This window comes from Bradyrhizobium sp. MI1.3 (assembly GCF_055811695.1).
The window spans coordinates 1-331 of the sequence record NZ_JBVVPQ010000289.1; the positions used below are offsets into that span (position 1 = coordinate 1).

The window sequence follows — 331 nt, forward strand, 5'->3', positions numbered from 1 at the left end:
TGTCGTCCGTGCTATGTTGCTTTCCGGGCATCGAACGGCGGCAGGATGCTTGATAGGTCGAGATAGCGATACGGCATGCTGTGCGTTACCTGTGATCCGCGAGAAAGCCAGCAACGAAGGTCCGGTTCTGGCCCTAAGCCGAAGAGCAGTTCAGCCGCCGTGATGTCCGCTGTCGCTGGTGAACCGGAACGGAAGTCGCAGACCAAGACCCTCCGAACCTCTGGCACGGACACCACCCGACGAATCCGGCGGTGGCGAAGTGCGGCGGCGTCTCCTAGGGCGACCTTCGCATAGACCAGAGGATAGCGTTCGTGAGGATTCGCTGGTAGCG

Annotated in this window: 1 protein-coding gene; it reads right to left on the reverse strand. The window is 61.0% G+C overall.

Annotated elements, in window-relative coordinates; genetic code table 11:
• Positions 1-11: 11 nt before the first annotated feature.
• The coding region (locus AC0L3A_RS41060) for a hypothetical protein (RefSeq protein WP_473256625.1) at positions 12-331 on the reverse strand (320 nt) is incomplete at its 5' end.